Here is a 22,365-nt window from a genome sequence, read left to right on the forward strand (position 1 = left end):
TCGGCAATCGCAAGGGCGGGCTTCGGCCCCATGAAAGCGGCGCGAGGACCCCGGGGGCTTCATGGGCGCCGAAGAGGCGCTTTCACAAACGCGGATTGCGCGGGTGTCGGCCAGACCGCACGATAGCGACCATGACCGAACCCACCATCGACACCGCCCAGCTCGCGCACCTGCAGACCTGGCAGGGCAAGAGCGAAACCCTGAGCGACACCCTCACGGCCACGCCCATCGCGGCGCTGTCGGCCACGCTGGACCGCGACGACCCCGCGCCGGCTCCCGGCACCACCGTGCCGCCGCTGTGGCACTGGCTGTACTTCCTGCCGCATGCGCGCCAGAGCGAGATCGGCCCGGACGGGCACCCCAAGCGCGGGGGCTTTCTGCCGCCCGTGCCGCTGCCGCGCCGCATGTGGGCGGGCGGGCGCCTGCGCTGGGAAATGCGGGGGGATGGTGCCAACCCGCTGCAGGTGGGCCAGCAGGTGCAGCGCACCTCCACCATCCAGTCCGTCAAGCACAAGGCCGGGCGCTCGGGTGAGCTGCTCTTCGTGCTGGTGGAGCACCAGTACCGCAACGCGCAGGGCCTGGCGCTCACCGAGGAGCACGACATCGTCTACCGCAGCGCCGCCCAGCCCGGCGACCCGGCACCCACGCCGCAAAAGCCGCCGCTGGAGGGCCAGGCCGCCTGGTCGCGCACCATCGTGCCCGACGCCGTGCTGCTGTTTCGCTACTCCGCGCTCACCTTCAACGGCCACCGCATCCATTACGACCGCAAGTACGTGACCGAGGTCGAGGGCTACCCCGGCCTGATCGTGCACGGCCCGCTGATCGCCACGCTGCTGCTGGACCTGCTGCGCCGCAGCCTGCCCGGTGCGCAGGTGCTCACGTTCGACTTCCGCGCCGTGCGACCGACGTTCGACCTGCACCCGTTCAGCGTGCACGGCAGGCCCTCCAGCGACGGCAAGTCCGTGGAGCTGTGGGCCCAGGACCACGAGGGCTGGCTGACCATGCAGGGCACCGCCACGCTGGCCTGAACACTACTAAATTCATAGCTACTAGCGCTTTCTGCATCAGCGCTAAAGAGCAAAAACACTTGAAATCCACCATGATCCACCAGCCCGACCAGTACCAGGAAATCCGCGACGCCGTGCGCGCTCTGTGTGCCCAGTACCCTGACGAATACTTCCGCAAGGTCGACGAGGCCCGCGCCTACCCCGAGGCCTTTGTCGATGCCCTGACCCAGGCCGGCTGGATGGCCGCGCTGATTCCGCAGGAGTACGGCGGCTCGGGCCTGACCATGGCCGAGGCCTCGGTCATCATGGAAGAGATCAACCGCAGCGGCGGCAACTCCGGCGCTTGCCACGGCCAGATGTACGTGATGAACGCCATCGTGCGCAGCGGCAGCGAAGCGCAAAAGCAGAAATACCTGCCCATGATTGCCTCGGGCGAGCTGCGCATCCAGTCCATGGGCGTGACCGAGCCCACCACGGGCAGCGACACCACCAAGCTCAAGACCAGCGCCGTCAAGAAAGACGGCCGCTGGGTCATCAACGGCCAGAAGGTCTGGATCTCGCGCATCCAGCACAGCGATTTGATGATTTTGCTGGCGCGCACCACGCCCGCCGACCAGGTGAAAAAGCGCTCCGACGGCCTGTCGTGCTTCCTGATCGACCTGCACCAGGCGATTGGCAACGGCCTCACCGTGCGCCCCATCCTGAACATGGTCAACCACGAGACCAACGAACTGTTCTTCGACAACCTCGAGATCCCCGAGGACGCGCTGCTGGGCGAAGAAGGCAAGGGCTTCAAGACCCTGCTGGACGGCCTGAACGCCGAGCGCACGCTGATCGCCGCCGAGTGCATTGGCGATGGCTACTGGTTCATCGACCGGGCCAGCAAATACGCCAAGGAGCGCGTGGTGTTCAACCGCCCCATCGGCCAGAACCAGGGCGTGCAGTTCCCGATTGCCGATGCCTTCATCGAGCTGGAAGCCGCCAACCTGATGCGCTGGAAGGCCTGCGAGAAGATTGACGCCCACCAGAACGCGGGCGCCGAGGCCAACATGGCCAAGTACCTGGCGGCCAAGGCCAGCTGGGAAGCGGCCAACGTCTGCCTGCAGACCCACGGCGGCTTTGGCTTCGCGTGCGAGTACGACATCGAGCGCAAATTCCGCGAGACGCGCCTGTACCAGGTGGCGCCGATTTCGACCAACATGATCTACAGCTACGTGGCCGAGCACATCCTGGGCTTGCCCCGTTCGTTTTAAATGCAACACCCCCTGAGTCGCTGCGCGCCTTCCCCCTCTCTCGCTTTGCGGGAGGGGGACGACACCCTCGGTGCGGGGCGGCCCTTCCTCGGTGTCCCTGAGGTTGGGTTGCGCCGGTCGCAAGCGCCGCTCACCGCGCTCGTACAGGGAACGACTGACCCATGACAAAAACCATCCGCCCCCTTGACGGCATCACCGTCGTCTCGCTGGAACACGCGGTGGCCGCGCCGTTCTGCACGCGCCAGCTGGCCGACCTGGGCGCGCGCGTCATCAAGGTGGAGCGCCCGGGCAGCGGCGACTTCGCGCGCGGCTACGACCAGCGCGTGAAGGGCCAGTCGTCGCACTTCACCTGGATCAACCGCAGCAAGGAAAGCCTGGCGCTCGATGTGAAGCAGCCCCAGGCCAAGGCCGCGCTGCTGCAGCTGCTCAAGACCGCCGACGTGCTGGTGCAGAACCTCGCGCCCGGCGCCGCCGCGCGCATGGGCCTGTCGTATGAAGCGCTCAAGGCGCACAACCCCAAGCTCATCGTGTGCGACATCAGCGGCTACGGCGCGGACGGGCCGTACCGCGACAAGAAGGCCTATGACCTGCTGATCCAGAGCGAGGCGGGGTTCCTGTCCGTCACCGGCACGCCCGAGACGCCATCCAAGTCCGGCATCTCGGTGGCCGACATTGCCGCGGGCATGTATGCCTACACCAACATCCTGTCGGCCCTGCTGCTGCGCGGCAAGACGGGCGAGGGCAGCCATATCGACGTGTCCATGCTCGAAGCCATGGGCGAGTGGATGGGCTACCCGATGTACTACGCCTTTGACGGCGCGCCGCCACCGCCGCGCACCGGCGCATCGCACGCCAGCATCTACCCCTATGGCCCGTTCGTGGCGGGCGATGGCAAGACGGTGATGCTGGGCCTGCAGAACGAGCGCGAATGGAAGGCCTTTTGCGACGCCGTGCTGCAGCGCCCCGAAGTGGCCACGGACGCGCGTTTTGACAGCAACGGCCAGCGCAACGCCCACCGCGACGCGCTGCAGGCGCTGATCCTGCAAGAGTTCTCCACGCTCAGCGCCGCCCAGGTCGTCGAGCGGCTGGACCAGGCGGGCATCGCCAACGCCCGCGTGAACGACATGGCCGACCTGTGGGCGCACCCGCAGCTGGCCGCACGCCAGCGCTGGAGCGACGTGGACTCCCCCGTGGGCCGCATCCCGGCGCTGCTGCCGCCCGGCGTGAACAGCGCGTTCGATTACCGCATGGATGCCGTGCCCGCCGTGGGCCAGCACAACGCCGCCATCCTGGCCGAGCTGGGCTGGAGCGCCGAGCAGATCGACGCCCTGCAAGCCCCGCAACCTCTTTGACGCAAAAACCATAGCTGCTAGCGCTTGATACGCCTGCCCGGGAGCCCGAAATGAAGCAAGAAACCCAAGTCACCATCCATCCCCTGTCCCAGTTTGCCGCCACGCTGCAGTGGAGCGACGTGCCCGCACCCGTGCAGCGCCGCACCGAAGACCTGTGGGTGGACTGGTTCGGCTCCGTGCTGGCCGGCTGCCGCGCGCGGCCCGTGGCCAGCATCACGCGCTTTGCCCTGTCGCAAGGCCCTGCCAGCGGCCCGGCCGAGGTGATCGGCCACGGCGCCACCAGCAGCCCCATGATGGCCGCGCTGGCCAATGCCGCGGCCAGCCATGTGGCCGAGCAGGACGATGTGCACAACGGCTCGGTGTTCCACCCGGCGGCCGTGGTCTTTCCGCCCGCGCTGGCCGTGGCGCAAAGCATCGGCGCCAGCGGCGCGCAGCTCATGGCGGCCTGCGTGGCGGGCTATGAGGTCGGCATCCGCGTGGGCGAATTCTTGGGCCGCAGCCATTACAAGGTGTTCCACACCACGGCCACGGCCGGCACGCTGGCGGCAGCCGCTGCCGTGGGGCGCCTGCTGAATCTCACGCCCGCGCAGATGCAGCATGCGTTTGGCTCGGCCGGCACGCAGTCGGCGGGGCTGTGGGAATTTTTGCGCACCGCGGCCGACAGCAAGCAGCTGCACACGGCCCACGCCGCCGCGGCCGGCCTGATGGCCGCCTACCTGGCCCAGGACGGCTTCACCGGCGCGCAGGACATCTTCACCGGGCCGCAGGGCCTGGCCGCGGGCATGTCCAGCGATGCCAACCCGGCCAAGCTCACCGAGGGCCTGGGCACCCGCTGGGCCACGGCCGAGACATCGTTCAAGTGGCATGCCTCGTGCCGCCATACGCACCCCGCGGCCGACGCGCTGCAGCAGGTGATGCGCGAGCACGGCCTGGCGCCCGCCGACATCGCACAGGTGACCTGCCATGTGCACCAGGGTGCCATCGACGTGCTGGGGCCGGTGGTCTCGCCCACCACGGTGCACCAGAGCAAGTTCTCCATGGGCACGGTGCTGGCATTGGCCGCACGCTTTGGCCATGCGGGTTTGACCGAATTCGACGAGCAGTTCCTGGCCCCGGACACTGTGACCTTGCGCGAGAAGGTGCGCATGGTGCTGGACCCCGAGGTGGACGCCGCTTACCCGCAGCGCTGGATCGGCAAGGTCACCGTGCAGACGACCGACGGCCGCACGCTGGCCGGGCGCGTGGAAGAGCCCAAGGGCGACCCCGGCAACACCCTCTCGCGCGAGGAACTCACGGCCAAGGCCCTGCGCCTGGCCGCCTACGGCGGCGCGGTGTCCGACGCGCAGGCCCGGGCGGCCGTGCAGCGCCTGTGGCAAGTGCAGGAGTGGCCGCGCACGCAGCATCTGCTGGGCTGACCGGCGGTCCCGCCTGCGCCGCGGCCCATGATCCCCCCAGGGGCGCAGAAGACGCCCCCTTCACCACCACCGACAAGGAGACATACGCATGACCGCACGCTTCACCCCGATTTCCCGACGCACCACCTTCGGCGCCATCGCCGCGGCCTGCGCGGCGATGGCCTTGGGCGGCCCTGCCGCCGCCAACACCTGGCCTGAAAAGAGCGTCACCCTGGTCGTACCCTACAGCGCCGGCGGCCCCACCGACGTGGTGGCGCGCCTGCTGGCCGTGCCCATGGGCCAGTCGCTGGGCCAGACGGTGGTGGTGGAGAACACCGTGGGCGCGGGCGGCACGCTGGCGCCCGCGCGCATCGTGCGCTCCAAGCCCGACGGCTACACCATCCTGATCCATCACATGGGCATGGCCACGGCCCCGGCGCTGTACAAGAAGCTGCCCTATGACCCGCTCAAGGACTTCGAGTACATCGGGCAGGTGCTGGATGTGCCCATGACGCTGCTGTCGCGCAAGGACTTCCCCGCCAACACCTTCCCCGAGCTGCTGGACTACGTGAAGAAGAACCAGGACAAGGTGTCGCTGGCCAACGCGGGCGTGGGTGCCGTGTCGCAGCTGTGCGGCATGCTGTTCATGCACCAGGTGGGCGTGAAGCTGACCACCGTGCCCTACAAGGGCGCCGGCCCGGCCATGAACGACCTGATGGGCGGCCAGGTGGACCTGCTGTGCGACCAAACCACGCAGACCGCCCCGGTGATCCAGGATGGCAAGCGCGCCAAGGTGTTCGGCGTGACCACGCCGCAGCGCCTGGCATCGATGCCCAACATTCCCACGCTGGACGAGCAGGGCCTCAAGGGCTTCGACGTGAAGGTGTGGCACGGCATGTACGCCCCCAAGGGCACGCCCAAGGACGTGATCGAGAAGCTCAACAAGGCGTTGAACGTGGCGATCAAGGACGAGAACGTGAAAAAGCGCATCGCCGAGCTGAGCTCCGACCTGGTCTCACCCGAGAAGGCCACGCCCGAAGGCCTGCGCAAGCACCTGGAAGCCGAGGTGGCGCGCTGGGACAAGGTCATCAAGGCCGCCGGCGTGAGCGCGGAGTAATCTCGCCCGTTTTGCCCCGGCTGGCTCGCTGCCGGCCGGGGCGCTTGCACCACAAGGCACCCCATGATCGACCGGCTGGACCACCTCGTGCTCACCACCGCCCATGAGGCGCGGTGCGTGCACTTCTACAGCACCGTGCTGGGCATGGCGCTGCAGACCTTTGGCGAAGGCCGCAAGGCCTTTGTGTTCAACGGGCAGAAGATCAACCTGCACATACAGGGCCGCGAGTTCGAGCCCAAGGCCCAGCACCCCCTGCCGGGCGCGCTGGACCTGTGCTTCATTGCGTCCATCCCGCTGGCGCAGGTGCAGCAGCGCCTGGCCGAGCACGGCATTCCCATCGAGTGCGGCCCGGTGCAGCGCACCGGCGCGCGCGGCCCCATCCTCTCGGTCTACGTGCGCGACCCGGACCACAACCTGATCGAAATCTCCGAATACGCCTGACCCGCGCTGTTCCCGCCTCCCTGCTTCCCTGCTTCCCATGACCGACTCCGTGCGCCACGCCTGCTCCTTCCTCTTCGTTCCCGCCACCCAGCCCGAGCGGCTGCCCAAGGCCCTGGCCAGCGGCGCCGACCTGGTGATTGCCGACTGGGAGGACGCCGTGGCCCCCGCCGACAAGGAACGCGCCCGCACCGCCCTGGCCGACGCACTGGCCGCCCTGCCGGCCCCGCAGCGCGCGCGGCTGCTGGTGCGCATCAACAGCGAGGCAACCCCCTGGTTTGCGGCCGATCTGCAGGCGTTGGCACAACTCACCGCCCAGGGCTTGGCCGGCGCCGTGGTGCCCAAGGCCGAGCGCGCGCAGACCCTGCAGGCCGTGGCCCGGGCCGCCGGGCCGCAGGCTGCGCTGGTGCCGCTGGTGGAAAGCGTGGCGGGCCTGGCGGCCGCCGACGCGCTGGCTGCCGCGCCCCAGGTAGCGCGGCTGGCCTTCGGGCATCTCGACTTCCAGGTGGACGCAGGCATGGCCTGCGCCGAAGACGAGCAGGAGTTGCTGCCCGTGCGCATGGCCCTGGTGCTGGCCTCGCGCCGCGCGGGGCTGGCCGCGCCCATCGACGGCGTGACGGTGGACACGCGCAATCCCGAGCGCATGGGCCGCGATGCCGAGCGCGCGCGGCGCATGGGCTTTGGCGGCAAGCTGTGCATCCACCCGGCGCAGGTGCCAGTGCTGCATGCCGCGTTCGACCCCGATGAGGCCGCCGTGACCCATGCGCAGCGCGTGCGGCAGGCGCTGGAGCAGGCGGGCGGCGGCGTGTGCGTGCTGGACGGCCGCATGGTCGATGCGCCGGTGCTGGCGCAGGCCGAGCAGACCTTGCTGCGCCACGCGCGGGCGCTGCAGCGCCTGGCGAGGGTCTGAAGGCCCGCTCCGGTTTCGTGCCTGCAGCTCTGCCGCGCGCCGGCACAATCACCGGCGTGCCCCTACCGTCATTCTTCCCTCGATGAGACTCTCCCGTACACAACCGCTGTGGGTCATGCTGCTCACGCTGCTGTCGGGCTTTGCGCTGAGCCAGGCTTACCGCACCACCACCGCCATCGTGGCCCAGGGCCTGCAGGCAGATTTCGGCCTGCAGGCTTCCTCGTTGGGGGCGTTTGCCGGACTGTTTGGTTTGTCGTTCGGCATTGCGCAACTGCTGATGGGCATCGCACTGGACCGCTACGGCCTGCGCCGCACGGTGCTGGTGGCTGCGCCCCTGGGCATCGCTGGTGCGGCCCTGTCTGCGCTGGCGCCCAGCTATGGCTGGCTGATGGTCGGTCAGGTGCTGATCGGGGTGGGCTATTCACCCGCCTTCGTGGCCTGCACGCTGTTCATTGCGCGCTATTTCGCGGCCGACCGGTTTGCCTTTTTCTCGGGCCTGAGCATGGGCCTGGGCGGGCTGGGGTTGCTGTTCACCGGCACACCGCTGGCCTGGGTGGTGCAGCACTGGGGCTGGCGTGCCGGCTTTGGCCTGCTGGCAGGCCTGAGCCTGCTGTCGTGGCTGTTGATTTATGCGCTGGTGCATGAACCGGCACGTGCCGATACCGCACACCGTCCAGCCAGCAGCTGGGGGGAAGCGCTGACGGGCATGGGACGGCTCTTTACCGTGCCACACACCTGGGGCATCGTGATCCTCGGCATGTCGTGCTATGCGGCCTTTTTGTCGCTGCGCGGCCTGTGGCTGGGGCCTCTGCTGATCGACCGCTACGGTTTTTCGCTGGTGGACAGTGGCAACGTGGCGCTGGTGTTGTCGCTGATTGCGCTGTTCACCCCCGCCGCTTTCGGCCGCATGGACCCGGGCCCCGCCCGGCGCCGCACCTGGGTGGGCCGCGCTTCGCTGTCGATGGCCGGCCTGTTCGCCATCATGGCCTGGGTCAACAACGCCCACGCCATGGTGGCGCTGATGATCGCGATGGGACTGCTGTCAGGCTACAGCATCTTGCAATATGCCGACGTGCGCTCGTCCTACCCCAACGAACAGACGGGACGCGCCCTGTCTCTCTACACCATGGCCATGTTTCTGGGGGTGGCGCTGATGCAATCGCTGACCGGCGCCGTGGCCGCCTGGGCCACCAGCGCCGGGCTGGAGCCCTACCGCGCGGTGTTGCTGTGCATCGCCGCCTGGCTGGCGCTGGCTTCGCTGGCCTTCAGGCTGCTGCCAGCGTCCGCGCTGCTCCAGCAACGGTAACCAGGGCCGCGCGGGAGACTGCCCCGCGCAACGTGCTCAGCGCTGGCGCCACACGGCCCGCGCGCCGGACTGGCCCAGTCCTTCCATGACCGACTGCGTATGCGCGCCGGGCGCGCAGGCCTCGCCCGGCTCGTAGGCTGCACCATCAAAGCGGGGCGCGGGTGCCGCCTGTAGCACCCCCTGGCGTTCGGAATACACACCCCGCGCACGCATGTGCGGGTGCTGCGCCGCCTCGACGGGGCTGAGCACGACGCCAAAACAGGCGTCGGTGGGCTCCAGCAGCGCCTGCCAGTGCGCACGCGGCCGCGCCAGGAACAGCGCGGCCAGCCGCGCGCGGCGCACCGGCCAGGCGGCCTTGTCCCATTGCGACCCGGTGAAATCGGGGTCCTCGGCCAGCCCCAGCACCTGCAGCAGCAGGGTGTAGAACTGCGGCTCGATGGCGCCCACGGTGACGTAATGGCCGTCGGCGCAGACATAGGTGTCGTAGAAGGGCGCGCTGTCGTGGATGCTCTGGCCGCGCACATCGGCCACCAGGCCGCTCTGGCGCGCACTCAGCATCAGGTTCAGCATATGGGCCGAGCCGTCCACGATGGCGGCGTCCACCACCGTGCCGCGGCCCGTGGCGCGCGCCTGCACGATGCCCGACAGCAGCCCCGTCATCAGGTACATGGCACCGCCGCCGATGTCGCCAAGCACGGCGAAAGGCGAGACGGGCCGCGCGCCCGCCGGACTGCAGCCCCACAGCGCGCCGCTGACGGCGGCATAGTTCGTGTCGTGCCCCGCACGCGGTGCCAACGGTCCGCTCTGGCCCCAGCCCGTCATGCGCCCGTACACCAGGCGCGGGTTGACCGCCAGGCACTCCTCGGGGCCCAGACCCAGGCGCTCCATCACGCCAGGGCGCATGCCCTCGATGAGCGCATCGGCTTCGGCCACCAGGGCCAGCACCAGCTGGCGACCCTCCTCGGTCTTGAGGTCGGCAAACACCGAGCGCTTGCCGCGATTGAGCAAGGCGCCGGTGGTCTCGCGGCCCTTCGTTTCACGGACTATCGAGATCACGTCTGCACCCAAATCGGCCAGGTGCATCGCACAAAACGGCCCCGGCCCCAGGCCGCCAATCTCCAGTACGCGCACGCTGTCCAGAACCTTCACGATGTCTCCTTGGTAGATGTTGTATGGGTGGCGGACGCGGGTATCAGGTGAGGCCGGAGGCCCCGAGCACGCTCTCCACCGAGCGCACCAGCGTGCGCAGGCGCGGGCCCAGGTCTGTCTCCAGCCGGGCGTACATGGGGCTGAACACCGGCACCGAGACGGCGAACACCCAGAGTTCCCCGTCCTGCGGCTGCGACATGGGCACGGCGATGGATTCGATCTCGCGGTGCAGGTCGCCGTGGCTGCGGCAGAAGCCGTGGCGCGCGAAGTCGTCGCGCGCGTCCGTCAGGCGCTGCTCCAGCCACGCGGCGCGCTGCGGGTCGTTGCGCTGCAGCTCCTGCAGGTAGGCCTTGCGCTCATCCTCGGCCATGCCCAGCAGGTAGGCGCGGCCCGTGGCCGTGCGCGACAGCGAGATGGGCACGCCGATTTCCTGGCGGAACACGGTGTTGCCCATGCCGTTGGCCAGCTCCACCATGCACAACCGGCGCTTGTGGCCCACGGCCAGCTGCACCTGCCCCTCGGTCAGGTCGGCCAGCGCCTGCATGTGCGGCCGGGCGAACTGGCGCAGGGCCATGCGCGTGAGCACGGGCGAGGACAACTGCAGCAGGCCCAGGCCCGGCACGTACTTGGACAGCCGCTCCGAATAGCGCAGCAGGCCCAGCTCGCACAGCGTGTCCGTCAGGCGAAACAGCGTGGGCTTGGGCAGGCCGGTCAGGTCCATCAGCTCCTTGGCGCTGAGTTCCTGGCACTTGCTGGAGAAGCACCGCAATATGGAAACGCCACGCACCAGGGCGCTGACCAGTTTGCCGTCCGGATCTGCGTTCACGTTCACATTGACCTCAAAAAGCTTGAGATTTTCACCTGTTTCAAAGTCAGGTCTGCGGCCACTGGAAGGGCATCGGCCTTTTCTCCAGGAAGCAGCGCACGGCCTCGCGGTGCTCGGGCGTGCCCATGGCCAGGGCCTGGGCGTTGGCCTCCTGCTCCAGCAACGACGGCAGGTCGCTCGCGGCCAGCGCGAGCGAGCGTTTGATCAGGCTCAGCGCCACGGGCGACGCGCCCACGAAGCTGCGCGCAATCGCCTGGGCGCGGGCCTGCAGCACCTCGGGCTCAGCCAGTTCGGTGGCAATGCCCAGGCGCAGCGCCTCCTCGGCCTGCACCTCACGGCCCGATAGCATGAGCTCTCGCGCACGCTGCACGCCTACCACGCGCGGCAGGGTGTAGAACGCCGCGCAGTCCGGCACCACGCCCACGCGGATGAACGACATGGCAAAGCGCGCGCGGGTGCTGGCGATGATGAAGTCCGCCGCCAGCGCCAGGCTGAAGCCCGCGCCATAGGCCGCGCCATCCACCGCCGCAATCACCGGCTTATCCAGCAGCATCAGGTCCTTGAGCCAGTCGTGCAGGCTGGTCAGGCGCTGGCGCCAGCCGCCGTTGTCCAGCCCGCTGGCGGCGATGTTGGAGAGGTCGCCGCCCGAGCAGAAATGCGCGCCCGCGCCCGTCAGCACCAGCGCGCGGATGGCCGGGTCGGCCTGCACCTGGCGCACCACCGCGGCCATCTCCACGCGCATGGCGGGGTCGAAGGCGTTGCGCTTGGTGGGGTTGCTCAGGGTCAGCGTGGCCACGCCGTCCTGCACCTCGAAAACGATGCGCTCGTATACCTGGCTCATGCCGCGCTCCGCGGCACGTACGACGCGCGCATGTCGCGCCCGCCGCGCAGCGACGATCCGCCGTCCACCGGGATGACGGCGCCCGTCACGTAGCCCGCCTGCGGCGACGAGAGGAACAGCGCCATGTTCGCAATGTCATCCAGCGTGCCCATGCGCTGCAGCGGCACGGTGGCGACCGCGTTGGCCAATGCCTCGGGCGTGGGCGCCAGGCGCCGCATGCCCTCGGTGTCACCGATCGGGCCGGGCGCGATGGCGTTCACGCGCACGCCCACCTCGCCCCATTCCATGGCCAGCACGCGCGTCATCATGTCGATGCCGGCCTTGGCGGCGCAGGCATGCACCTGGTACATGGTGGGGTTCACGCCCTGCGGCGCCGAGATGTTGATGACGCTGGCGCCCGGTTTCTTGAGCATCGGGTACGCCAGGCGCAGCACGTGGAAGCTGCCGTTCAGGTCGATGTCGATCACGGTCTTGAAGCCGTTAGGCGACAAGTCGGCCGCGGGCGCGATGAAGTTGCCCGCTGCGCCGGAGATCAGCACGTCGATGTCACCGAACTGCGCATGCGCCTGGCGCAGCGCGGCGTCCACCGCAGCGGGGTCGCGCACGTCGGCACTGATGCCCAGCGCCTGCGCCCCCAGCGCGCGCAGGCCTTCGGCCGCCTGCTGCACCTTGTCGGGCGAGCGGCTCATGACCACCACGTGGGCGCCCGCGCGTGCAAACGCCTGGGCGATGCCGAGGTTGATGCCGCTGGTGCCGCCGGCCACGAAGACGTGGCGGCCAGCGAAGGAGGAGGACTCAGCCATGGCGCCCTCCTTTCAGTCCAGCTGCAGCTTCTGGCTGCGGATCAAGTCGCCCCAGTCCTGCCGGTCGCGCTCCACGATCTTCGAGAACTGCTCGCTCGCCATGCCCCCGGGGCGGCCGCCCAGCTCGCGGTAGCGTTGGACCACGGCCGGGTCCTGCAGCACGGCGACGAGGTTGTCGGTGAGCTTCTTCACGACGGCCGGCGGCGTCTTGGCGGGCACGAAGAAGCCCATCCAGCCCACCTTGTCGAAGTCCTTCATGCCCAGCTCGGTCATGGTGGGCACGTCGGGCAGCTCGGGCTCGCGCGTGGAGCCGGTCACGGCCAGCGCGCGCAGCTTGCCATCCTTCACATGGCCCAGCGACCCCGTGAGGTTGTCGAACATGAACTGGGTCTCGCCGGCCACGATGGCCATGGTGGCAGGCGCCGAGCCCTTGTAGGGCACGTGCACCACGTCCCCCCCCGCACTCTGGCGCAGCAGCTCGCCCATGAGGTGCGTGGTCTGGCCCACGCCCGCGGACGAGAAAGCCAGCTTGCCCGGCTCGCGCTTGGCCGTGGAGACAAGCTCCTTCAGGCTCTTGATGGGCGACTTCACCGGCACGACCAGCACGTTGGCGAACGAGATCATGTCGGTCAGCGCCACGAAGTCCTCGGCCTTGTAGGGGAGCTTCTGATAGGCGGTGTAGTTGATGGCGTTGGAGCCGGTGTTGCCCACCAGCACGGTGTAACCGTCGGCCGGCGCGCGCGCCACGAGGCTGCTGCCCAGCGAGCCGCCCGCGCCGGGCTTGTTGTCCACCACGATGGGCTGGCCCAACCGCTCGCTGAGCTTTTGCGCCATGAAGCGCACAGGCGTGTCGGTGGTGCCGCCGGCCGCGCCGGGCACGACGAAGGTGATGGGGCGTGTGGGCCAGGCGGCGTCGGCCCGTGCGGGGTGCGACGCCGTCAGGGCGGCCAGGCCCAGCAGGGCGGTGGCGCCCGCCAGGCGCAGCGCTTGGCGGTGATGGTGGAAAGGCATGTTTTGTCTCCTTCGGTCCTGGTAGTGTTGGGCTGTCAATTGCTATTTAATAGATAGCGCATTGCGCTTTATGGACGGGCGTTTGAGCCTCTTATTTCATCAAACACCTTGCCAGACAGGTGGGCGCTTTTCGGCAAAGGCCGTGGCCCCTTCGCGTGCGTCTTGCGAGGCGAATACCGGCGCGGTGATCACGGCCTGGCGGTCAAACATCTCGGCCTGCGGCCAGTCGGCCGACTCTTGCGCCACGCGCTTGCTGGCGATTAGCGCCAGCGGGCCATTGGCCGCCACGGTCTGGGCCAGTTCCAGGGCGGCGTCCAGCGCCTGGCCGGGCTCGACCAGGCGGTTGACCAGGCCATGGGCCTGGGCGCGCTCGGCGCCGAACATGTCGCCGGTGAGGATGCATTCCATGGCGACGTGGTAGGGCAGGCGCTTGGGCAGGCGCAACAGGCCACCAGCGGTGGCCGCCAAACCCCGCTTGACCTCGGGCAGGCCGAACTTGGCTGTGCGGGCGGCCACGATCAGGTCGCAGGCCAGCACCAGCTCGAAGCCACCGGCCAGCGCGTAGCCCTCGACGGCGGCGATCAGCGGTTTGCGCGGCGGCTTTTGCGTGAGGCCACAAAACCCCCGCCCGGCGATGCTCGGGCGCTTGCCCTGCAGAAAGCCCTTCAAGTCCATGCCCGCACAGAAGGTGCCACCCGCGCCGGTGACGATGCCCACCTGCAGCGCCGGGTTGCTGTCCAGCGCATCGAGCGCGGCCACCATGGCTTCGGCCATCTCCAGCGTGGCGGCATTGCGTGCCTCGGGGTTGCTCAGCGTCATGATCTGCACGTTGCCGCGCACTTCGACCAGTACCGTGGATGTCATTAAAAAATTCCTTTCAGTTCTTGATCGCGCTGCATGGCCCACACTGCATGCAACCGGCGCGACCTGAGGCCCGGGCAGCCGAGCAAGGGCCGCCCCGCAGCGAGGGCTGCGTCCCCCTGCCCGCGTAGCGCAGCGAAGCGAGAGCGGGGGGAAGCGGCGCAGCCGCTCAGGGGGGTGTCCTGATCACCTAGGCTGCATGCGAATGGCCCCATCGAGGCGGATGGTCTCGCCGTTGAGCATGGGGTTCTCCAGGATGTGCAGGGCGGTCAGCGCGTATTCCGAGGGGTGGCCCAAGCGCGCGGGGTTGGGCACCGATGCGCCCAGCGACTGGCGCACGGCCTCGGGCAGCTTGGCCAGGATGGGCGTGTCGAACAGGCCTGGTGCGATGGTGCACACGCGGATGAACTTGGAGGCCAGGTCGCGCGCCGCCACGATGGTCATACCGATCACGCCCGCCTTGGACGAGGCATAGGGAATCTGGCCGATCTGCCCCTCGTAGCCCGCCACCGACGCGGTGAGCACGCAAGCGCCGCGCTCGCCGTCGATGGGTTCGTTCTTGGCCAGGGCCACGGCCGCCAGGCGCAGCGTGTTGAAGGTGCCGATCTGGTTCACGCGGATGATGTTGATGTACTTCTCCAGCGAGCCGGGGCTGCCGTCCTTTTCGATCAGGCGCACCGGGCCGCCGATGCCCGCGCAATGCACCAGCGCGCGGAAGTTGCCGAACGCCTCGGCCGCGGCGATGGCCTGCTGCATCTGGCCTTCGTCGGACACGTCGGCCTTCACATAGCGCAGGCGGCCGGCGTATTGCTGTTCCATGGCCTGGCCGCGCTCGTCGTTCAGGTCCACGGCCACCACGTTCAGGCCACGCTCCAGCAGCGCGACGGCCGAGGCCTCGCCCAGGCCCGAGACCCCGCCCGTGACGAGGGCGGTCATTCCTTGTTGCAGCTTCATGCTTTTTTCCTCATTTTGGCTTCCAGCGCCCGTCCATCAAGCGCCAGCAGCTATCAAATCAATAGTTACAGACGTTCGATGATGGTGGCGTTGGCCATGCCGCCGGCCTCGCACATGGACTGCAGGCCGTAGCGCTGGCCGCTGTCTTCCAGCGCGTGCAGCATGGTGGTCATCAGGCGCAGGCCCGAGGCGCCCAGCGGGTGGCCCAGCGCAATGGCGCCGCCGCGCGGGTTCAGGCGCTCGCCGTCAGCCTTCAGCTCCTTCTGCCATGCCATGGGCACCGAGGCAAAGGCCTCGTTGATTTCGTAGTGGTGGATATCGTCCAGCTTCATGCGCGCCTTGGCCAGCACGCGCTGCGTGGCCGGGATGGGCGCGGTGAGCATGTACAGCGGGTCGTCGCCCACCACGTCGAAGGCCACGAAACGCGCACGCGGGCGCAGGCCCAGCTGCTGGGCACGCTGCTCGCTCATGATGAGCATGGCGCTGGCGCCGTCGGTCATCTGGGAGGCGTTGCCGGCCGTAGTGGCCCACTGGATCTGCGGGAACCGCGCGGACAGCTCCTCGTTCTCGAACACGGCCTTCAGGCCGGCGAGCTTGTCCACCGTGGTGCCGGCGCGGATGGTCTCGTCTGCCGTCACGCGGCCGGCGGGGGTGTCGATGCCCACGATCTCGCGCGCAAAGCCTCCGCTGGACTGCGCCGCGTGGGCACGCTGGTGCGAGCGCGCGGCATAGGTGTCCAGCGCGGTGCGGTCCAGGCCCCATTGGGCGGCCACCAGGTCGGCCGAGACACCCTGCCCCACCAAGCCGGGGGCGTAGCGGGCGTCAAAGCGCGGTCCGGTAGTGTTCTTGCCCATGCGCGAGCTGCCCATGGGCACGCGGCTCATCGACTCCACGCCGCAGGCGATCACGATGTCCTGCGTGCCCGCCATGATGGCCTGCGCCGCGAAGTGCACGGCCTGCTGGCTGGAGCCGCATTTGCGGTCGATGGTGGTGGAGGGCACGTGCGCAGGCAGGCCCGCCGCCAGCCAGGCCAGGCGCCCGGGCGTGCCCGCCTGCTCGCCGGCTTGGCTCACGCAGCCGCAGATCACGTCGTCCACCGTGCCGGGATCCAACTGGTTACGGGCGACCAGTTGCTCCAGCACCTGCGAGAGCAGGTCCACAGGATGCACCTCGGCCAGTGCGCCATCGGGCTTGGCCCGGGCCATGGGGCTGCGGATGGCATCGACGATGACGGGAATATTCATGCTGACTCCATGTGTTTGTGAGACAAATGATCCATTAAAAATGATTTTCAGCCGGTTTGAATGTGCTGAAGACCGTGTTTACCCGATGTGTTTTGGCCTGTGCGCCTGAAAAAATCGTCTCACACAACATTTTTGTGAGACATGCATTTCGCATTTTTGGGTGACTCCAGTCCCCATGGCGGCGCACCGAGGAGCAACGGGTGACAGGTATGCAGGACTTCTTTGGCCGCGCGGCGGCAGCTCCCGACCGGGTGGTACTGGTCATGGCCGAGACAGGCGCGCGCTTCACCGCCGGCGAAGTGGCGCAACGTGCCCTGGCGATGGCGCAGTGGCTCCACACCCAGGGCCTGCAGGCGGGCGAGCGCTTCGCGGTGGTGCTGGAAAACCGCGTCGAGATCCTGGCGCTGGCGCTGGCAGCCCGGCAGGCCGGCCTATATGCCGCCGTGCTGAGCACGCACCTGACACCGGCCGAGGTGGCCTACATCGTGCAGGACTGTGGCGCGCGGCTGGTGGTGGCGTCCGCCAAGACCCTGCCCCAGCTGGCCGAGTTGCAGGCCCACCATCCCCTGCCCTGCTGGACGGTGGACGAGGCCCCTGCGCAAGCCGCGTCGGTGCAGGCCCCATCGCTACAGGCCGCGCTCGACGCCCTGCAGGGGCCGCCTGCGGACTTCGCCGACCGACCGCTGGGGCGCGATCTGCTGTATTCCTCGGGCACCACGGGCCGGCCCAAGGGCGTGCTCAAGCCCCTGTGGCCCGCCCACCTGCGCGGCCAGACCGACCCCGAGGCACTGGGCACGGCGCGCATCATGGGCATGGGCGAAGACACCGTGTACCTCTCGCCCGCGCCGCTGTACCACGCTGCACCGCTGCGCTACACGCTGCGCGTGCTGGAGCTGGGCGGGCAGGCCGTGATCATGGAGCGCTTTGACGCCGAGACCGCCCTGGCCCTCATCGAGCGCTACCGCGTCACCCACAGCCAGTGGGTGCCCACCATGTTCGGCCGCATGCTCAAGCTGCCCGAGGCCGTGCGCCAGCGCTACGACCTGTCCAGCCACCGCGTGGCCATCCACGCCGCCGCGCCCTGCCCCGTGGATGTGAAGCACGCCATGCTCGACTGGTGGGGCGACATCCTGATGGAGTACTACGCGGGCTCCGAGGGCTGCGGCACGACGATGATCAATTCGGCCGAGTGGCGCCGGCGCCCCGGCTCGGTCGGACGGCCCACCACGGGGCGGCTGCACATCGTGGGCGACGACGGGCAGGAGCTGCCCGCGGGCGAGATCGGGCAGGTGTATTTCTCGGGCGGCGGGCAGTTCAGCTACCTCAACGACGAAGAGAAGACGCGCCAGGCCATCAACGAGCGCGGCTGGATCACCTATGGCGACATCGGCCATGTGGATGCCGAGGGCTACCTTTACTTAAGCGACCGGCGCGCAGACCTGATCCTCTCGGGGGGCGTCAACCTGTACCCGCAGGAGATCGAGAACGCCCTGATGCGCCACCCCGACGTGTACGAGGTGGCCGTGGTGGGCGTACCCCACCCCGATTTTGGCGAGCAGCCCCTGGCAGCCGTGGTGCTGCGCCACGGCGCGCAGGCCTCGCTGGACACGGCACGCGCCATTGCCGCCCAGGCGGCCGAGGTGTTGGCGCGCATGAAGCTGCCCCAGCGCGTGGTGTTCGTCGATGCGCTGCCGCGCCTGGAGACCGGCAAGCTGCTGCGCCGCAAGCTGAAGGAGCGCTTTCGTGACGAGCCGCAGGCGGGGTTTGCCCTGCGAGACTCCTGAAATCATAGCTACTAGCGCTTACCAGATAAGCGCTAAAGCCCATTTAGACATTTAGACCCTGAGACACCGACCATGCAAGACCTGATCCAGCGCACCGTTTTCCGTGAAGACCATGAACAGTTCCGTGACGCCGTGCGCCACTTCTTCGACAAGGAAATCGTGCCGCACCTGGCCGACTGGGAGCGCAACGGCATCGTGCCCAAGGAAGTGTGGCGCAAGGCCGGCCGCGAAGGGCTGCTCAACACCATGCTGCCCGAGCCCTACGGCAGCGGCGGTGACTTCGGCCACGCGGCCGTGCTGATCGAGGAAGTGGGCCGCACCAACGCCACGGCGCTGGGCTTTCCGCTGCACTCGGACATCGTGGCGCCCTACATCTACGCCTACGGCAACCAGGAGCAGCACGACCGCTGGCTGCCCAAGATGGCCGCCGGCGAAATGATCGGTGCCATTGCCATGACCGAGCCCGGCGCGGGCAGCGACCTGAAGTCGGTGCGCACCACCGCCAAACTGGTCAAGAGCAGCGAAGGCGACCACTACGTCATCAACGGTGCCAAGACCTTCATCACCAACGGCATCAATTCCGAGATCGTGATCGTGGTCTGCAAGACCGCGCCCGACCTGGGCGCCAAGGGCGTGTCGCTGATCGTGGTGGAAGACGGCACGCCGGGTTTCAGCAAGGGCCGCAAGCTGGAAAAGATCGGCCTGATGGGGCAGGACACCTCCGAGCTGTTCTTTGACAACGTGAAGGTGCCCGTGGGCAACCTGCTGGGCGAGGAGAACATGGGCTTCAAGTACCTGATGCAGGAGCTGGCCCAGGAGCGCCTGGTGGTGGCGGTGCGCGCGGCCCGCTGCATCGAGTCCTTCCTGCAAAAGACCGTCGACTACACGCGCGAGCGCAAGGCCTTCGGCCAGACCGTGTTCGAGTTTCAGAACACGCGCTTCAAGCTGGCCGAGGCCAAGGCGCAGGCCACCATGCTGCGCACCTTCGTCGACGAATGCATGAAGCTGCACATGCAGCGCAAGCTGACGCCCGAGCGCGCCGCCATGGTCAAGCTCAACGCGACGGCGCTGCAGAACAAGCTGCTCGATGAATTCCTGCAACTGCACGGCGGCTACGGCTACATGACCGAATACCAGGTGGGCCGCGCCTGGACCGATGCCCGCATCGGCCGCATCTACGGCGGCAGCGACGAGATCATGAAGGAAATCATCGCCCGCACGCTGTAGCACGAGCCATTCCCTTTCTACATAAAACCCAAGGAGACAACACCCATGGCATTCACCCGGCGCAAGACCCTGGGCCAATGGCTACCCCTGATCGCCCTGGCCGCCACGTGCGGCGTGGGCGCCGCACAGGCGCAGGACCATTACCCGAGCAAACCCATCCGCGTCATCGTGCCCTATCCGGCCGGCGGCGGCACGGACATCATTGCCCGCCTGATCGGCACGCAGCTGTCCCAGCGCCTGGGCCAGGCCGTGGTGGTGGAAAACAAGCCCGGGGCCAGTGGCATCCTGGGCAACGACACCGTGGCCAAGGCGCCCGGCGACGGCTACACGGTGCTCATGGGCATCACCACCGTGGTGCAGATCCCGGCGCTGTACAAGAAGGTGCCCTACAAGCTCAGCGACCTGGCCCCGGTGTCGCAGGTGGCCAAGTCGGCCGACCTGCTGATGGTGCCGCGCAGCTCGGGCGTGACCACGCTGCAGCAGTTCGTGGACAAGGCCAAGGCAGCCCCCGGCACGCTCAACTTCGGCAGCTACGGCAACGCCACCTCGTCGCACATGAACGGCGAGCGCTTCAAGCAAAAGGCCGGCATCGACATCACGCACATTCCCTACCAGGGCTCGGGCCCCGAGATGGCGGCCATGCTGGGCGGGCAACTGTCGCTGGCCTTCGTGGACGCCACGGCCGCCTACCCGCACATCAAGTCGGACAAGATCAACATCCTGGCCATCACCGGCGCACAGCGCCACCCGGCCCTGCCCCAGGTGCCCACCATGACCGAAGCCGGTTACCCCGGCCTGGAAGCCAACGGCTGGTTCGGCATGTTCGTGCCCGCCACCACGCCCAAGGCCATCGTGGACAAGCTGGGCAGCGAAGTGAGTTCCATCGTCAAGTCGCCCGAGCTGAACAAGCGCCTGACCGAGATGGGCCTGATCCCCGTGGGGTCCCTGCCCGACGACTTCAAGGCCCAGATCGACAAGGACGCTGCCCACTGGAAGGCCGTGGCCGAGGCCGCCAAGATCTCGATGGACTGAGATGAAACGACGCCCCCCGAGTCGCTTCGCGCCTGCCCCCGCTCTCGCATTGCTGCCATGCGGGCAGGGGACGCAGCCCTCGCTGCGGGGCGGAGCGGCGCGGCGCGGGCCTAGGCCGGCATAGGCCCTTGCTTGGTGGCGGCCCTGGCTTGGGGTGCGCCGGTTGCATGGGCTGCGGCCGGTGCGTAGCGCTATGGATAACTGAGATGCCATACAGGCAAAGGAGACGCGCGATGAAACACGAAGCCCACCCCCTTGGATGGAACCGGCGCCACCTGCTGGCCCTGGCCGCCGCAACCGCGGCGGCAGGCCCGCTGGGCGCACGGGCGCAGGCCGCGCCCGCCGGCTTCGCCACCCGCCCCGTGCGGGTGGTGGTGCCCTTTGCCGCTGGCGGCGCCACCGACGTGATCGCCCGGATACTGGGCGAGCGCATGGCGCAGCGCTTTGGCCAGTCGGTGGTGGTGGACAACAAGCCCGGCGCGGCCGGCCTGATCGCCGGCGAGATGGTCGCCAAGGCGCCGCCCGACGGCATGACCGCGCTGCTGGGCACCACCTCGTCGATGCTGACCAACAAGTACCTGTACAAGAAAACGCCCTACGACCCGCTGACCGAGCTGACGCCGCTGGTGCGCGTGTGCCTCGCGCCGATCGCCCTGGTGGTCACCGCCGACACGCCGGCGCAGAACCTGCAGGACTTCATGGCCTGGATCCGCTCCCAGAAGGGCAAGCTGACCTATGGCTCCTACGGCATCGGATCGCACGGCCAACTGGCCTGCACCACGCTCAGCGAGGTGGCCGGCGCCGACATGACGCATGTGGCCTACAAAGGTGAGGCGCCGATGGTGCAGGACCTGCTGGGCGGACAGATCAAGATCGGCATGGGCAGCCTGCTGTCGCTCAAGGCGCACGTCGACGCGGGCAAGCTGCGCGCGCTGGCCGTGACCGGCCCGCGTCGCGTGCCGCTGCTGCCCGAGGTGCCCACCTTCACCGAGGCCGGCTACCCACAGGATGCGCTGTCGATTGTGGGTTGGTTGGCGATTGCCGGCCCCAAAGCCATGCCGGCCGACGTGGCGCGGCAATGGGCCCAGGCCGCCAACCACGCCGTGGCCAGCCGCGAGGGCCTGGCGCGCATCATCGCCGCCGGCTTCGTACCGGTGAACGACGACACGCCCGAGAAGTTCGCCCGCCTGTGGGCCCAGGAAGCCCCTGTCTGGGGCCGCCTGCTGCAAGCTGCAGGCGTCCAACCCAGCTGAGCAGCCCCGCTGGCGCCTAGGCGCTGGCGGATGCAGTGGAGCGGGCGATCAGCTTGAAGCTGCCCGTCGCCATGGCCACCAGCGTGCCGTCCTCGGCGCGCACTTCGCCGCGCACGAAGCTGATGGAGCGGCCGCGCCGCTCGCAGCGCGCGGTGGCAATCAGATCGCCCGCGCCCGCGGCGACGTAATGCAGCGTCAGGTCGATGGTGGCCACGCCATAGGCAGCCGGGTCGTGCGCGCGCGCCGCCGCAGCCAGCGTGCAGTCCAGCAGCGTAGCGATCGATCCGCCATGGACCTCGCCGCGGCTGTTGGCCTGGTCCGCCTGGAAACGCATGCGCACCTGGGCCATGTCGTGGCCGATGCGCTCACCGCGCAGCGCCATGGCGCGGGCCATGGCCATGGGCAGGCCAAAGAACATGTCGGGGGCTTCGCCGGCGAAGGGGCTCAGGGGAATGTCGGCGGTGATGGAAGACGGTTGTTGCATGAAGGGGATTGTCAGTGGTTCATGGTGCACCCGCACGGCAGGGCCCAGGCACGGGCGGCCGCGCAAGCGGCCTATGCCGGCCGCGCCGCGCCGGCGCAACCGCGAGCGGGGGAAGCGGC

Annotated in this window: 21 protein-coding genes; 12 read left to right on the forward strand and 9 right to left on the reverse strand. The window is 68.6% G+C overall.

Features of this window, described 5'->3' with window-relative positions; genetic code table 11:
* Window positions 1–131: 131 nt before the first annotated feature.
* The 8 genes from BV908_RS00645 to BV908_RS00680 all read left to right on the forward strand — a co-directional run bounded on the left by BV908_RS00645 (window position 132) and on the right by BV908_RS00680 (window position 8,777).
* Entirely contained in the window at window positions 132–1,028 is an 897-nt protein-coding gene (locus BV908_RS00645; protein ID WP_172751339.1) for a MaoC family dehydratase N-terminal domain-containing protein, read from the forward strand.
* 71 nt (window positions 1,029–1,099) lie between these two features.
* Window positions 1,100–2,260, forward strand: coding sequence for an acyl-CoA dehydrogenase family protein (locus BV908_RS00650; RefSeq protein WP_103736894.1), 1,161 nt, complete (start codon window positions 1,100–1,102; stop codon window positions 2,258–2,260).
* Between the two features lie 161 nt (window positions 2,261–2,421).
* Entirely contained in the window at window positions 2,422–3,612 is a 1,191-nt protein-coding gene (locus BV908_RS00655; RefSeq protein WP_103736895.1) for a CaiB/BaiF CoA-transferase family protein, read from the forward strand.
* A 50-nt stretch (window positions 3,613–3,662) separates the two neighbouring features.
* Window positions 3,663–5,027, forward strand: a complete 1,365-nt coding sequence (locus tag BV908_RS00660; RefSeq protein WP_103736896.1) for an MmgE/PrpD family protein — start codon at window positions 3,663–3,665, stop codon at window positions 5,025–5,027.
* Between the two features lie 88 nt (window positions 5,028–5,115).
* Window positions 5,116–6,123, forward strand: a complete 1,008-nt coding sequence (locus BV908_RS00665) for a tripartite tricarboxylate transporter substrate binding protein BugD (protein ID WP_103736897.1) — start codon at window positions 5,116–5,118, stop codon at window positions 6,121–6,123.
* Window positions 6,124–6,186: 63 nt separating this feature from the next.
* Entirely contained in the window at window positions 6,187–6,564 is a 378-nt protein-coding gene (locus BV908_RS00670; protein ID WP_103736898.1) for a VOC family protein, read from the forward strand.
* Window positions 6,565–6,601: 37 nt separating this feature from the next.
* The gene (locus BV908_RS00675) at window positions 6,602–7,471 is read left to right on the forward strand and encodes a CoA ester lyase (RefSeq protein WP_103736899.1); all 870 of its coding nucleotides are present in this window, start codon (window positions 6,602–6,604) and stop codon (window positions 7,469–7,471) included.
* Between the two features lie 82 nt (window positions 7,472–7,553).
* Window positions 7,554–8,777 carry an MFS transporter gene (locus tag BV908_RS00680; protein ID WP_011803582.1) on the forward strand — a complete coding sequence of 408 codons (1,224 nt, stop codon included), beginning with the start codon at window positions 7,554–7,556 and terminating at the stop codon, window positions 8,775–8,777.
* 36 nt (window positions 8,778–8,813) lie between these two features.
* On the opposite strand, the gene BV908_RS00685 is transcribed toward BV908_RS00680, so the two are convergent.
* The 8 genes from BV908_RS00685 to BV908_RS00720 all read right to left on the reverse strand — a co-directional run bounded on the left by BV908_RS00685 (window position 8,814) and on the right by BV908_RS00720 (window position 16,466).
* Complete coding sequence (locus tag BV908_RS00685; RefSeq protein WP_103736900.1) at window positions 8,814–9,926, reverse strand: CaiB/BaiF CoA-transferase family protein; 1,113 nt, start codon at window positions 9,924–9,926, stop codon at window positions 8,814–8,816.
* A gap of 43 nt (window positions 9,927–9,969) precedes the next feature.
* Complete coding sequence (locus BV908_RS00690; RefSeq protein WP_172751340.1) at window positions 9,970–10,752, reverse strand: helix-turn-helix domain-containing protein; 783 nt, start codon at window positions 10,750–10,752, stop codon at window positions 9,970–9,972.
* A 46-nt stretch (window positions 10,753–10,798) separates the two neighbouring features.
* Window positions 10,799–11,593: an enoyl-CoA hydratase/isomerase family protein gene (locus BV908_RS00695; RefSeq protein ID WP_103736902.1), complete on the reverse strand. Its 795-nt coding sequence runs from the start codon at window positions 11,591–11,593 to the stop codon at window positions 10,799–10,801.
* A complete protein-coding gene (locus BV908_RS00700; protein WP_011803578.1) occupies window positions 11,590–12,396 on the reverse strand; it encodes an SDR family oxidoreductase in 807 nt (268 codons plus the stop codon). Before BV908_RS00700 ends, BV908_RS00695 begins: the two co-directional genes overlap by 4 nt.
* A 12-nt stretch (window positions 12,397–12,408) precedes the next feature.
* Window positions 12,409–13,407: a tripartite tricarboxylate transporter substrate binding protein gene (locus BV908_RS00705; protein WP_103736903.1), complete on the reverse strand. Its 999-nt coding sequence runs from the start codon at window positions 13,405–13,407 to the stop codon at window positions 12,409–12,411.
* 99 nt (window positions 13,408–13,506) lie between these two features.
* The gene (locus BV908_RS00710) at window positions 13,507–14,271 is read right to left on the reverse strand and encodes a crotonase/enoyl-CoA hydratase family protein (protein WP_011803576.1); all 765 of its coding nucleotides are present in this window, start codon (window positions 14,269–14,271) and stop codon (window positions 13,507–13,509) included.
* Window positions 14,272–14,454: 183 nt separating this feature from the next.
* The gene (locus tag BV908_RS00715) at window positions 14,455–15,222 is read right to left on the reverse strand and encodes an SDR family NAD(P)-dependent oxidoreductase (protein WP_103736904.1); all 768 of its coding nucleotides are present in this window, start codon (window positions 15,220–15,222) and stop codon (window positions 14,455–14,457) included.
* 65 nt (window positions 15,223–15,287) lie between these two features.
* On the reverse strand, window positions 15,288–16,466 hold the full coding sequence (locus BV908_RS00720) for a thiolase family protein (protein WP_103736905.1): 1,179 nt from the start codon (window positions 16,464–16,466) through the stop codon (window positions 15,288–15,290).
* Window positions 16,467–16,675: 209 nt separating this feature from the next.
* Here BV908_RS00720 and BV908_RS00725 point away from each other — a divergent pair, with 209 nt between their 5' ends.
* The 4 genes from BV908_RS00725 to BV908_RS00740 all read left to right on the forward strand — a co-directional run bounded on the left by BV908_RS00725 (window position 16,676) and on the right by BV908_RS00740 (window position 21,762).
* Window positions 16,676–18,250 (forward strand): AMP-binding protein, encoded by a 1,575-nt coding sequence (locus BV908_RS00725; RefSeq protein ID WP_103736906.1) that lies wholly within the window; start codon window positions 16,676–16,678, stop codon window positions 18,248–18,250.
* A gap of 72 nt (window positions 18,251–18,322) precedes the next feature.
* Window positions 18,323–19,477: an acyl-CoA dehydrogenase family protein gene (locus BV908_RS00730; RefSeq protein WP_103736907.1), complete on the forward strand. Its 1,155-nt coding sequence runs from the start codon at window positions 18,323–18,325 to the stop codon at window positions 19,475–19,477.
* A gap of 45 nt (window positions 19,478–19,522) precedes the next feature.
* Complete coding sequence (locus tag BV908_RS00735; RefSeq protein ID WP_012655225.1) at window positions 19,523–20,509, forward strand: tripartite tricarboxylate transporter substrate binding protein; 987 nt, start codon at window positions 19,523–19,525, stop codon at window positions 20,507–20,509.
* Window positions 20,510–20,742: 233 nt separating this feature from the next.
* A complete protein-coding gene (locus tag BV908_RS00740) occupies window positions 20,743–21,762 on the forward strand; it encodes a tripartite tricarboxylate transporter substrate binding protein (RefSeq protein ID WP_103736908.1) in 1,020 nt (339 codons plus the stop codon).
* 16 nt (window positions 21,763–21,778) lie between these two features.
* Here BV908_RS00740 and BV908_RS00745 read toward each other — a convergent pair whose 3' ends face one another.
* A complete protein-coding gene (locus BV908_RS00745; protein WP_103736909.1) occupies window positions 21,779–22,246 on the reverse strand; it encodes a PaaI family thioesterase in 468 nt (155 codons plus the stop codon).
* Window positions 22,247–22,365: the final 119 nt, after the last annotated feature.

Origin of the sequence: Diaphorobacter sp. LR2014-1, assembly GCF_002916785.1 — a bacterium.
Classification (GTDB): domain Bacteria; phylum Pseudomonadota; class Gammaproteobacteria; order Burkholderiales; family Burkholderiaceae_C; genus Diaphorobacter; species Diaphorobacter nitroreducens.

Excerpts from the sequence above, each read along its gene's own strand:
- BV908_RS00645 (WP_172751339.1), top strand. The coding sequence starts at position 132 with ATGACCGAACCCACCATCGACACCGCCCAGCTCGCGCACCTGCAGACC.
- BV908_RS00650 (WP_103736894.1), top strand. The coding sequence starts at position 1,100 with ATGATCCACCAGCCCGACCAGTACCAGGAAATCCGCGACGCCGTGCGC.
- BV908_RS00655 (WP_103736895.1), top strand. The coding sequence starts at position 2,422 with ATGACAAAAACCATCCGCCCCCTTGACGGCATCACCGTCGTCTCGCTG.
- BV908_RS00660 (WP_103736896.1), top strand. The coding sequence starts at position 3,663 with ATGAAGCAAGAAACCCAAGTCACCATCCATCCCCTGTCCCAGTTTGCC.
- BV908_RS00665 (WP_103736897.1), top strand. The coding sequence starts at position 5,116 with ATGACCGCACGCTTCACCCCGATTTCCCGACGCACCACCTTCGGCGCC.
- BV908_RS00670 (WP_103736898.1), top strand. The coding sequence starts at position 6,187 with ATGATCGACCGGCTGGACCACCTCGTGCTCACCACCGCCCATGAGGCG.
- BV908_RS00675 (WP_103736899.1), top strand. The coding sequence starts at position 6,602 with ATGACCGACTCCGTGCGCCACGCCTGCTCCTTCCTCTTCGTTCCCGCC.
- BV908_RS00680 (WP_011803582.1), top strand. The coding sequence starts at position 7,554 with ATGAGACTCTCCCGTACACAACCGCTGTGGGTCATGCTGCTCACGCTG.
- BV908_RS00695 (WP_103736902.1), bottom strand. The coding sequence starts at position 11,593 with ATGAGCCAGGTATACGAGCGCATCGTTTTCGAGGTGCAGGACGGCGTG.
- BV908_RS00700 (WP_011803578.1), bottom strand. The coding sequence starts at position 12,396 with ATGGCTGAGTCCTCCTCCTTCGCTGGCCGCCACGTCTTCGTGGCCGGC.
- BV908_RS00705 (WP_103736903.1), bottom strand. The coding sequence starts at position 13,407 with ATGCCTTTCCACCATCACCGCCAAGCGCTGCGCCTGGCGGGCGCCACC.
- BV908_RS00710 (WP_011803576.1), bottom strand. The coding sequence starts at position 14,271 with ATGACATCCACGGTACTGGTCGAAGTGCGCGGCAACGTGCAGATCATG.
- BV908_RS00715 (WP_103736904.1), bottom strand. The coding sequence starts at position 15,222 with ATGAAGCTGCAACAAGGAATGACCGCCCTCGTCACGGGCGGGGTCTCG.
- BV908_RS00720 (WP_103736905.1), bottom strand. The coding sequence starts at position 16,466 with ATGAATATTCCCGTCATCGTCGATGCCATCCGCAGCCCCATGGCCCGG.
- BV908_RS00725 (WP_103736906.1), top strand. The coding sequence starts at position 16,676 with ATGCAGGACTTCTTTGGCCGCGCGGCGGCAGCTCCCGACCGGGTGGTA.
- BV908_RS00730 (WP_103736907.1), top strand. The coding sequence starts at position 18,323 with ATGCAAGACCTGATCCAGCGCACCGTTTTCCGTGAAGACCATGAACAG.
- BV908_RS00735 (WP_012655225.1), top strand. The coding sequence starts at position 19,523 with ATGGCATTCACCCGGCGCAAGACCCTGGGCCAATGGCTACCCCTGATC.
- BV908_RS00740 (WP_103736908.1), top strand. The coding sequence starts at position 20,743 with ATGAAACACGAAGCCCACCCCCTTGGATGGAACCGGCGCCACCTGCTG.
- BV908_RS00745 (WP_103736909.1), bottom strand. The coding sequence starts at position 22,246 with ATGCAACAACCGTCTTCCATCACCGCCGACATTCCCCTGAGCCCCTTC.